The 11,849-nt window shown below is 52.7% G+C and carries 7 protein-coding genes; 1 reads left to right on the forward strand and 6 read right to left on the reverse strand.

The window, feature by feature from the left end; translation table 11 throughout:
• Positions 1–190: 190 nt before the first annotated feature.
• Both JUF22_RS02970 and nrdJ read right to left on the reverse strand, forming a co-directional pair.
• Positions 191–778, reverse strand: coding sequence for a cob(I)yrinic acid a,c-diamide adenosyltransferase (locus tag JUF22_RS02970; protein WP_203643135.1), 588 nt, complete (start codon positions 776–778; stop codon positions 191–193).
• Between the two features lie 322 nt (positions 779–1,100).
• Positions 1,101–3,350, reverse strand: a complete 2,250-nt coding sequence (gene nrdJ / locus JUF22_RS02975) for a ribonucleoside-triphosphate reductase, adenosylcobalamin-dependent (RefSeq protein WP_203643656.1) — start codon at positions 3,348–3,350, stop codon at positions 1,101–1,103.
• A 621-nt stretch (positions 3,351–3,971) separates the two neighbouring features.
• On the opposite strand from nrdJ, the gene JUF22_RS02980 reads away from it, so the two are divergent.
• A complete protein-coding gene (locus JUF22_RS02980; protein WP_203643144.1) occupies positions 3,972–4,469 on the forward strand; it encodes an LURP-one-related/scramblase family protein in 498 nt (165 codons plus the stop codon).
• 649 nt (positions 4,470–5,118) lie between these two features.
• On the opposite strand, the gene JUF22_RS02985 is transcribed toward JUF22_RS02980, so the two are convergent.
• The 4 genes from JUF22_RS02985 to JUF22_RS03000 form a co-directional block, all read right to left on the reverse strand.
• Positions 5,119–6,129: a LacI family DNA-binding transcriptional regulator gene (locus tag JUF22_RS02985; protein ID WP_203643147.1), complete on the reverse strand. Its 1,011-nt coding sequence runs from the start codon at positions 6,127–6,129 to the stop codon at positions 5,119–5,121.
• An 821-nt stretch (positions 6,130–6,950) separates the two neighbouring features.
• Complete coding sequence (locus tag JUF22_RS02990; protein WP_203637805.1) at positions 6,951–8,414, reverse strand: UDP-glucose--hexose-1-phosphate uridylyltransferase; 1,464 nt, start codon at positions 8,412–8,414, stop codon at positions 6,951–6,953.
• Positions 8,415–8,416: 2 nt separating this feature from the next.
• Positions 8,417–9,418: a UDP-glucose 4-epimerase GalE gene (gene galE / locus JUF22_RS02995; RefSeq protein ID WP_125763388.1), complete on the reverse strand. Its 1,002-nt coding sequence runs from the start codon at positions 9,416–9,418 to the stop codon at positions 8,417–8,419.
• A gap of 542 nt (positions 9,419–9,960) precedes the next feature.
• Positions 9,961–11,130, reverse strand: coding sequence for a galactokinase (locus tag JUF22_RS03000; protein WP_203643149.1), 1,170 nt, complete (start codon positions 11,128–11,130; stop codon positions 9,961–9,963).
• Positions 11,131–11,849: the final 719 nt, after the last annotated feature.

Raw genomic sequence — 11,849 nt, forward strand, 5'->3', positions numbered from 1 at the left:
GGCTGACACTAGTTTTAACCAGCAACTTATCCTCTGTTTTCTAAATCAGTGTCAATTATAAAAACTCTCGTAACCATTATCGGCTACGAGAGTTTTTTCGTGGAATCATTTTTACTTGCGACTAGTGCAGACAACCTACATCCCCTAGCAGGGCCGCTTGAATCCACTGCCGGGAACGCCCGCTGACACTCTATTTTGATGCCTTCTTAGCCAACCGCTTAGCATCACGTGCCGCCTTCAACTCGGCCTTTTCCTTATTGCTAGGCACTTCCTGATACCCATCCAAATGGTTCACGTACCGGGCCATCGCGAAAAGGTAATCCGATAAGCGGTTGAGGTACTTCAAAATGGCTGGTTCCAACGGCTGCTCGAGATTCAATGCAACGGCTGACCGTTCGGCACGCCGCGCCACCGTGCGGGCATACTGCAGCCGTGCCCCGGACTCAGAACCACCGGGTAAAATGAACTCCCGTAACTCAGGCGTATTGTCCATAAAGAAGTCGACCCGTTCCTCTAGCGTCGTCGTATCCGCCAAGGTTATCTCCTGGTGGCGTTTCACACTGATGTCGGCCTCCAACTGATACAGCTTGCGTTGCACCTCGCTGAGCTCAACCACCAGGTCTGGATGTGCGCCCAAGCTAGCCACCACAACGCCAAGGTAGGACTGGAACTCATCAATGTCGCCCAGGGTCACAATCTGAGCATCGGTCTTCGACACCATCTTGCCACTAACCTGCTTGGTCATCCCCTGATCACCAACACCCGTATAAATTTTCATGTTATTAGCCACCATTTCGTTAATTTTTAGTCCAGATACAACAAGAAGCGTTGATCAAAAATAATCAACGCCTCAAGCATACACATATTTAATTAAAAGCACCAAACGTTAGGGTTAACACTAGCCCCAGCCGGAGGTAGCCAGACAGAGCCCCGTGTCGGTGGCATTAGCCGAGTGGTTTGCTCGGGTTAGGCCACGGCCGAGCTTTGAAACTCACGGGTTTAGTGAAGTTCACAGTCGCCCTGAAGACCGCTCTTCGGCTTCAGGTCTGCCCACGGGAGCGGCGTCTGGCTACCGTAGGCGGCAAGGCAAGTCGTTGAACCTAACGGATTGGGCAGGCACCGCCGGCACAATCGGACTGGTCTACCAACTCAATATCCTTCTGATCATGGTTCCCGGTCATAGCCGCAAAGGTTTCTGCCACGTCGGCCGTGATTTCCGCACACTTTTCCGTGTAGGTGTTGGCGTCGATGGGTTCCTTAGGCGCTTGCTTGAAGTCGGCGCCGCTGTATGGCAACAGGGACGTGGACTTGATGGTGTTGCGGTATTGCATCAGTAGGTCGCTGATCTGGTCGCCCTCTTCGGGTTGGAACGTCACGGTACAACTAACCGCGTTGTCGGACCAGTACGTCTGGAGGAAGGCCTGGGTCGCAAATTGTTCGGCGATGGAGACCTCACCAGCGGACGCAAAAGCAGATTGATCGGCGTGAGCGGCCTTCACTGGGAATTCCACGCACATCGTGTTTTGACTGTACACGTCGGGCTCAACCTTGTAGCCACTAGCCTTCAAGGCTGGCAGCAACGGGTCGCTGTCCTGGAACCGAATCCGTTGAATCAGGTAACGGGCGTAGTGGAAATGCATCCCCTCGGAAACGCCGGCTAATTTAGCAACCGTTCCGGAAGGCTTGACCGTCGTGTGCTTGATGGAGGGTTGGCAACCCAACGTGGCGGAGTAATCCTTGTCCGCCTTGACCACGGCCGCGTACAGGTCACTGAAGCGTTTAACAGCCGTCTGATTGTAAATAGGCGCCATGAACGTCTTGCCAGTCTCCGCATCGCGCTTGGCCTCAAAACCAGTGACCACACGTTGCTTGAAGGTCTTTAAGATCCAGTCTTGAATGCCGGACATGGAGACCCCGATGCGCCGGTTCTTCTGGATGGCCTTGCGGGAAACTTCCCAGTCATAGTGACTGAACGTGACCCGCTTGGTGTACCGGGCGCCTAAACCAAAGGCGTCCTCGAGTTGCCAGCCTTGGTCCTCAGCAACACCTGGGAAGACTTCAAACAGGTTGCAGGGTTCCCCGTTGCTCAGGGAAATTTCGCCACACGGGTTGGTGCCCTCAACGGCTTCGTCAATGCCCTCCTGCCGGCCATCAATCAAGCGGCCGTAGTTACGGGACAGGCCGAGGTTCACGATGCCAGGTTCCCCGTTGTGTTGAATGGAATCGGCGATGGGCTGGTAATCGGTGAAGTCGCTGTCCACGGCCACACTGTTGTTGGAGGCCCAACGGTGATGGTAAAGCTTGTCTTTATCCTGTTTCATGGTGATGAAGTCATCGTCTTCGGCGCCACCTAAGGCCAATTCAGCCGAACGCCGGACGTTCCCAGCGACGACGGTCTTGCCGATCATGTTGCCCATGTCGGTGCAGTCGACGGCGGTCAGCTTACGGCCAACGGCGCCGTTTAAAATCGTATTGATATCAAATAACATTTCTACTAATGGCATGGGACCAGAGGCCGTTCCCCCAAAGCCATGAATCGGCGCGTCCTTGGGCCGGATGTCGCTAATGTCCAAGACGACCTTGGTCTTGTCATCGGGATTGGTACCGTTGAAATGGGCATCAATCATGTTGGCGTTGGCTAAGACCCAGCCCTCACGCGTGTCTGGCAACCGGTAGTAGCGGGTGTCGGCCAAGGAATGGGCGTGCATCCAGTCGGTCTTGTCGACGGCACCCAACTTCAATGAAGCGTCGTAGGAGTCGCTCTCGCTGTCAATGACGACGGTCAGGTCCACGTGGTTGTCGACCTGAGGCATCTGCCGGACGTTGTTAGGCGTCACGGAGAAGCCCACACCGCCACCCTTCATCAGTTGGTCAAACATGAAGGAAAATGGCATTGAGGCCGCGATTTGTTCCGGCTTCAGATAGCTGGGGATAATGTGGCTGTCCCCGTAGGCTTGCGGCCGCACGGCGATGAACCAACAGTTGTTGAGGGCATCCCCATTGCGGTGTTGGTAGTCGGTCCCGGAGATCCACAGGTTCCGGCCAGAGGGCGTTGCGGCCAGGCCGTAGATCAGTTTAAACAGGTTCTGGGCTTCGGTGGTCAGTTCGGTAATCACTTGGGCAGCGACGTGGTCGGCCTGCAAGCGAGGGTCGAGGTTAATGTTGCCTTCGACCACCCGTTGGACCGTTTCTGGCCACTCTTCGTTGCGTTGTTGGTCCGGTAGCCAGCGAGCGTAGGTCCGCTTGTAGGTTACCCAGCCGAGTTCACCCCAATGTGGTGTTACTTCGTTTTCTGTTTTGGCGATAAATTCGGGCGTCAGGCGTACTGGCGCAGCGGTTTCTACGTTCATCATAACAATCTCTCCCGTTCTTTAAGTCTATACCAGATATAGTATCGCATTCGCCAAGCAAATACAATATATGGATATATTTAACTGTCCCCTGGACATTTCCACCTGAGACGCTACTACCAAAAATGGCCGAAAAAGCAACCCTTTTCGTCCGCCCAGTTAATTGTAATTGGACAAACAAACTGCCCCCTACAAGAACGCCGAAATCAGCAAAGGTGAACGGCCAACACCTGACGCAGTAAACTAACTGTTTAGGACGCAATTTAATTTCAAAATCATTGCCGCGCCAAAACAAAAAATTTTATTTTTTTCGATCAGCCAATGGGCGCTCACTTTGCTAACTACATCCCCCATATCTTGGGGGTGATCTGCTGACCTGGCCCACTCCACGCTATTTTCCTTAAGATTGGGCAAAGCGCTTTACCTTCAAGCTTGTGCCGACTATGATGGGATCACCTAATGATGTTTCTCCTTGAGGGCACCGTCTAATCCCGTGAGCCGGCTCGCAACTCGGTGGCAACCTTGTCACCCAATCAGCCAGTCATCACCGTATGCACGACCCCTCACGGCCAGTGACGACCACCTGACTAGCACAACCGTCAGAGAAATGAGATGGAATGAATGCACAAGCTATATTTGACCCAACAACCATGGGCGTTGCAAGAACGATTCAGCGTGCACGACGACCATAACGCCCCCGTCTACCAGGTCGTCAGCAGTAAGTTTCAAATGCCCAAGTTTTTTGAAATTTTAGACGTCAACAATCAGGTCGTGGCAACCGTCACGAAGAAACCCCTGAGCCTGGTGGCGACCTACTACCTGCAGATTGGCGGCAAGACGGTGGCCACGATTCAAAAGCGTCCCACCTTCCTGCGGCCCAGCTACGACCTGACGACGGTCGGACTAACCGTCACCGGTTCCCTCTGGGATTTGAATTTTGAAATCAAACGCCAAGACCAAGTCGTCGGCCGCGTCAGAAGGGCCGGCCTGAGCATCAACAACAAGTACGAAATCGTGGTCCTGGATGACGACAGCCAACTGATTCTGGTCGGCTTGGTTCTAGCCATCGACTACGGCAGACACATGGCAGCCGCCGCGGCCGTAGGCACCACATTTTAAATGAACACGCAAAGGGACTTGGGCAATCGCTCAAGTCCCTTTCGTTTGCTTGTAAATCTAGTGTTAAAGAAAAAGCCGGGCAACAAACTTCAGCCCGACTAGAAGATAGTATTCAATTAAAGATACAATTCTACACTCACAGAATCCGGGTTAAGCTAGCGTCAGCCGCAGGGCTGGGAAAACTGTGCCAGTCGTGGGAGTGACCAGAGGCGAGCCAAGGTGCCCGGCTGTGTCGATGGTCTTAGTAGAGTGATTTTCTCTACTTAGAGCATGGGACAACCTTTGAGACCGCACTTCAGGCTCAAAGTTGAGGTGGAAGTTCGCCCTTCGGCTGGAACCGGCCCCACAGCAGGGTGGTTACCGTAGCGCGCCGCCGGGAACGACCAGCACCACGCCACGGCCCGGTTTTCACAACCCAATACTACAGACAAGCTTCAACCCGGGTTAAGCCAGTGTCAGCCGCAGGGCTGGTGAAAATGGGCTCAGCCGTGGGAGTTGCCTTAGCGGTTTACCGCTTAGGCAACTGATATCTTTGAGACGCGGTCTGCGGCTCAAAGTAAGTCTGGAGACCGCCTTTCAGGCTCCGGGCGTTCGCCCACAGCGTCACGGCCCAGTTTTCACCAGCCCGGAGGCACCACCAAAGACCAGCTTAACCCTTGGTGCTTTCGCGGAGCTTGAGCTCAGTCCCCACAGTAACCAACTGTGGCGTCGTCCGCCCAGTCTGCAAGCGGTTTTCGACCAAGTCCACCGCCGTTGCGCCCAGCAATTCCGTATTCACGTGCACGCTACTCAGCTCAGGGAACACGTACTTGGCAATCGTCGTGTCGTTAAAGCTAAACAGGCTGACCCGTTGTGGCACGTCGATGTTATTTTCATGTAGTGCCTTGAGCGCGCCCGCCGCCATGGGATCGTTGGTGATGAAAAATGCTGACGGCAGATCATCCCCCAATTGGGCAATGGCCGTCTGCATTTCCTGATAACCTGAATGATTGGTGTAGTCGCCGCCAAAGACCAGCTTCGGATTGTAGGTGCCCCGGGCTTCCATTTCACGGCGGAAGGCCTTGTACCGGGGATCAACGACTTCGAGCTGCCCGTCCGTCGTCCATTCACTTCCATATAATAACCCGACTTCTTGGTGACCGTGCTTGGCATAAAAGTCGAGCACCTGGGTCACGGCGAAACGGAAGTCGGTGACGACGCTGTCATACCCGTGGCACAATTGATCCTGATCGACAAAGACCAGGTTCGGTGTCAGCTGAGACATCGCCTCGACCTGCGCGTCACTGAATTTTCCGATGGCAATAATCGCATCAACATCGGGATCAATGGCCTGCAGGTCGTTTTGAAACGTCCGGGTCGCCAGAATCCGCCGTTCCTCACAGCGTTTTTCCAGGCCTAAGCGAATCGACATGTAATACAAATCATCCAGTTCTTTGGTTTTCGAGTACCACTGGACAATGGCAATCTTCAACTGCTTACTAGGTGTGGCCGTTCGGTGCTTTAACTTGGTGTAGTTCAGTTCCTCTGCGACCTCAAAAATCTGTTTCCTGGTGGACTCACTGACTGACAGCGTTCTGTCGTAGTTTAAGACCCGCGACACGGTTGCCAGGGAGACCCCGACTGATTTTGCAATATCCTTTAGCGTGGCTGCGATTGCCATCACCCCCTTCATATCATTTTATCATTAAACTAATGCTGCGTGGTAACTGATTCCGCCTGCGGTTCGTTGACTCCGCCTACGGTAGATTAGGGACGCTTCAACCTGTGGGACCCGACTAAAGCCTGAGGTGCGGTCTTTAGCCTCGGGTTCGGTCCCTATCTACCTCCGGCTCCGTCAGCGAACCAGGCATCAGTTACCACGGCAACGTTTCCTTCTACAATTATTCAGTGGTTGCTGGCAATCCACAGTCCATGTCACGATAGTTTTCTACCATAAAGATAGACTACATGATGTCAGCACCTACGCAACAACGTATGTACTAGCTAAACCAGCAGTCGCGGTTCAAACAAACATATTAATAACCAACCAATTACCGCAACCACTAGTTCAACCAGTGAATTCTTTTGAAACGTCACATGGGGTTGAGCCGTCCAGCATGGCCAAAACCACACCGAACCACAACAACCCCATGGTTTGATTATTTAGTTGATTGAAACTCTACCCAGCTTAGCTGACCACGGCACGTGGCACCCAAAGCTCAGATACCACCACAACCACCCCAGCAGCCAAGGCCAACAGCTCAGACCAGTTACCCGCAAATCTACGGGCTAAACCATTGTGAGCCGCAGGGCTGGTGAAAATGGGCTCAGCCGTGGGAGTTGCCTTAGCGGTTTACCGCTTAGGCAACTGATATCTTTGAGACTCGGTCTATGAGGCTCAAAGTAAGCACGGAGACCGCCTTTTGGCTCCGGGCGTTCGCCCACAGCGCCACGGCCCATTTTCACCAGCCCGGAGGCGCTGTCAACACACAGTGAAGCCCGCTAGATTTGCGCGATAAATGCGTCCAGGGCTGCTTGGCCCTTGGCGTCGCGCTTGAAGACGCCGGCGTCGGCCAACACCCGAGCAAACACATCACCAATTGCTTGGTGCAAAACAGCCGTAACGTTCTCTGGCGTCACCTTGTTGTTTTGCTTGATGTCATCGGCCCAAGCCTTGTGCATGTCGACCATCTCATTAGGTTGGTCAAGTAAGTACTTCGTGACTTCCGCCATTTCGTCCTTGAGTCGTGCTGGCAGGATGGCCCGCCCCATGACTTCGATCAACCCAATATTTTCCTTCTTGATGTGTTGGACATCCTGATGTGGGTGGAAAATGCCGTCAGGATACTTGTCTGACGTTTGGTTGTCTCGCAGGACTAAATCCAAAACGTAGTCGGCACCGTCACGGTACGCGATTGGCGTAATCGTGTGATGGCGCGTATCCCCGGTGTAGGCCCGGACATCCACGGATTCATCTGAGTAACCGATCCAGCTGTTCAGCACCTTGGTAGCGGCGTTGATCAGGGGTTCTGGCTGACTCCCGGTCAACCGGATATCGGTCATTGGCCAGTTAACGACCCCAGCCTTGACCCCGGCAACACCGAGATCAATTTCCCGGTCGATGCCAGCCTTCATCATTGGGAAGGTGTGCTTCCCACCTTGGTAATGGTCATGCGTCAACATGGAGCCCCCAACGATTGGCAAATCGGCGTTACTGCCGACAAAGTAGGTTGGCAGCGTCCGGACGATTTCCAACAGGTTGGTAAACGTGTGTTGGTTGATAACCATTGGCCGGTGTTCTTTGGCCAAGAAGATGGCGTGTTCTGAGAAGTAGGCGTATGGGGAGTACTGGAAGCCCCAGGTTTCGCCGCCCAGCATCATCCGGATGATCCGGTGATTGCTACGAGCGGGATAGCCTAAACGGCCCAAGTACCCTTCGTTGGTCATGCACAGTTGGTCCAGTGGGTAGCTGGTACTCTTCTGGGTCAAAGCTGCAGCGATGGCCTTGGGGTCCTTTTCCGGCTTCGACAGGTTGATGGTGATTTCTAATTCACCAGCGGGTGTCTTGGCTGGGAAGACCACATTTTTGGCAATGTTGCGCGTCTTAATGTAGTTGTTGGCTTGGCTCAACTGGTAGAACCAGTCGGTCGCCTTGCTAGGACTCTCTTGATACCGGTCCCAGAAACCGCGGTTGAGTGCGGATGGGAGTGGCGTCATGAAGTCCATCAATTGCGATTCCAAGATTTCCTTGGGACTTGGTGAGTCTTCGATTTTACCGTTAGCGATGGCCGTTTCGATCATGGCGTTAACCAGGTCGATGGGTTCGTCGGAAGCAGCCGCACGGGCCACGCCGTCACCGATCAAGGCGAAGATGCGGTTCGTCACGTACTGCCGGTCCAGTTCCGTGTAGGGCGCTGGAGAGGAAACAATATGATCAATGAACGTTTGAATTGTGTCTTTAGCCATAATTACTTCGTCTCCCGGTCGTTGTAGCCTTGTGGATGCGTTTGCTTCCAGTTCCAGGCCGTCCGAATGATGTCCTCAACGTTGTCAAATTGTGGCTTCCAGTTCAAGACTTCACGGGCCTTGTCACTAGCCGCAATCAAAGTACTTGGGTCACCGGCACGACGAGGGGCCATCTTAGCAGGAATTTCCTTACCCGTCACTTTACGAGCGGCTTCCAGCATTTCCTTGTTGGAGAACCCAGTTGAAGAACCGAGGTTAAAGGCATTGCTGTCGTGACCGGCCTTCAGGTATTCCAGGGCTAAAATGTGGGCATCGGCTAAATCAACGACGTGCACGTAGTCCCGAACGTTGGTGCCGTCCTTGGTTGGGTAATCGCTACCGAAGATGGATAATTCCTTCCGTTCGCCAGCGGCAACCTGCAAGATGATTGGAACCAAGTGGGTTTCTGGATGGTGGTCTTCACCAATGCTGCCGTCTTCCTTAGCACCGGCAACGTTGAAGTAGCGTAAAGCCACAAACTTGATGCCGTAAGCCTTGTCGGACCAGCCCATGATCTTTTCCATCATCAGCTTGCTTTCACCATAAGGATTGGTTGGGATTTGAGGATCCGTTTCCTTGATTGGGATTTGCTTGGGTTCACCGTAAGTTGCGGCGGTTGAAGAGAAGACAATCCGCTTCACGTTGTGCTTGTTCATGACTTCCAGTAAGGAAACCATGCCGGCCGTGTTGTTGTCAAAGTACTTCAATGGCTTTTCCATGGATTCAGGAACCACGGAGAAGGCGGCGAAGTGAATAACCCCTTCGATGTCTTCCTTATCAAAGACGTCGTTCAGGAATTTTTGATCCCGCACGTCTCCTTCGTAGAAGCGTGCCTTGCTGTTAACTGCGGCGCGGTGACCCGTAACCAAGTTATCAACTACGGCGACATCGTAACCCTTTTCTACTAAACGATCTACGGCGTGGGAGCCGATGTAACCGGCACCACCTAAGACTAAAACTGTCATTGATCAAATTCCTCCTCAATTATGTAGCGCCGCGATTGGCGGGTTTCGCCTACGGATGCTAGGTACTCCGCTCCTGTGGGGTGTTCCCCTGAAGCCTGAGGTGCGGTCTTCAGGGGCGGTTCAAAGCCTGATATAAACCATCAGTCTTTAAACGCGACCCGTGGTGTAAACCCGGAAATTCACCGGGCTAACGCCACCGACACAGGTGCTCCGTACCTAGCCTCCTACGGCTACGGCAACAACCACGGCTCACACGCACTCATTTCCCTGTTTGTGCGGCCTACTTGGTTATCACCTTTCCACTAATCACTTTGCTTTGTGACATGTGTTTATTTTAAACTTGTTTGTTTTGGGTGTTAAGCTGTTTCGGTTTCTTGGTGGTTGTAACTATTTCTAGTCGTTAGGCCTCCACTGCCTCGTTGCCGAAACGTGCAACTAACGGGCAGTCGGTTCCGCTTAACCCCACTAGCCAAATAATCCAAAACCGGGATTATCTGACTAGTGACGTTAATGCTCGCCGGCTAACCGCCCTTCGTTGCACTCTACTTTTCTAATTCCTTAGGGCCGTCTGCAATTTCTGCGACGTAGAATTCTGCCTTGTGGCCGATGGTGTCTTCGTAGACCTTACCGACCTTTTCTTCGAAGTCCTTGACGTTAGCCTTCTTGACGATGGCAATGGCACAGCCACCGAAGCCGGCACCGGTCATCCGGGCACCTAAGACGCCTGGTTGCTTCCAAGCCGTTTCGACTAACGTGTCGAGTTCCTTACCGGTTACGGCAAAGTCGTAGTGCAAGGAAATGTGAGACGCGTTGACCAAGTGGCCAAAGCTTTCCAGGTCGTTGTCTTGCAGTGCCTTGAAGGCCTTCAACGTCCGTTGGTTTTCGAAGACGGCGTGACGGGCCCGCTTGATCAAGGTTTCATCGTTGATCAGGTAAGCGTTTTGGTCAAATTCGTCTTCGGTCAAGTCACCCAACGTCTTGATGTCGAGCTTCGTTTGCAAACGACGAAGGGCTTCTTCACATTGTGCCCGACGTTCGTTGTACTTGGAGTCCGTTAACTCACGGCGCTTCTTGGTGTTCATGATGACAACCACGTTATCACCCAAGGCAAGCGGTGCGTATTCGTAGTCCATGGTGTTGGTATCCAAGAGAATGGCTTGGTCCTTCTTACCCATGCCGATAGCAAATTGGTCCATGATCCCGGTGTTCAAACCGAAGTAATCATTTTCAACTTGTTGGCCGACCTTAACCATTTCAACTTCATCTAACTTCATGCCATAAGCGGCGTGGAGAATTTCACCCATCAACATTTCCATTGATGCGGATGAAGACAAGCCGGAAGCATCTGGTAAGTTCCCGTGAACAAAGAGGTCAAAGCCATGGTCGATGGTTAAGTTTTGCTTAGCCAGCTCGAACAGCATACCCTTCAGGTAGTTGGCCCAGTTGTCAGCCTTGTTAAAAGCAAGGTCGTCCAGTGAGAACGTTAACATTCCGGCGTCTGGCACATTGGCCGAGTAAACGCGGAATTCCTTGTCATCACGGGCTGAGTAAGCGGCGTAGGTTCCCATGCTGATGGCAGCTGGGAAGACGTGCCCACCGTTGAAGTCGGTGTATTCACCGATCAAGTTGATTCGGCCGGGGGAGAAGAACACCCGTTGTGGTGCGACATCAAATTTTTCTTGGTATTCAGTTGCTAAGCTGGCGAAATCCATGGCTATTAACTCCTTAATAAATTTTTAGTAAAACTTTACTGTAATTATCATAGTCGCTTTTACTGCTAATGTCAACGATTTTATGAAGCGCTTTCTTTATTGCTACATAGTCCTCTGCATTGCCTTACCGGGCGGTCAAAACGAACCGGAACGCTGTGGGCGGACACCCGGAGCCAAAGAGCGGTCTCCGGCATGCTTTGAACCTCTGAGAACCGAGTTTCAAAGACACCAGTTACCTAACCGGCCAGAACCGCCGCTAAGGTAACTCCCACGGCTGAGTTCATTTTGACCACCCTCTCGGCTGATATTGTGTCCGCACGTAGCTGCTTCTTTCCTCCCGATAACAGGTTTCTACTGTCTGCCGCCGTTCCCGACGGTGAGCTACTACAACTGGCCTACTTTCACCAGCCCTACGGCTATCGTTGCGGTTCGTGGCAACAAATCATCTTCATTATTCATTGATCATACAGCTCTCAAAACGGCAAACTGAACGCAATTTTTCAATAGGTAATAGCGTCAGTTTTAATCATTAGAGTGAATCGACTGAAGAAATGTTTTCATCCCATTTAGTAATCCCAGGCAGTGTGAGTGGGAGCCGGAGGTAGCTGGATAGCGAATTCTGTGTCGGTGTTCTTGAAACGAGCGGGTTTCTCGGTTCTAGAACACGACCCGTGGCCCTAACGACCGCAGGCGGGAACGCCCTCCCCCACGCACACTGG

Source organism: Levilactobacillus lanxiensis, assembly GCF_016861655.1.
Lineage (GTDB): Bacteria > Bacillota > Bacilli > Lactobacillales > Lactobacillaceae > Levilactobacillus > Levilactobacillus lanxiensis.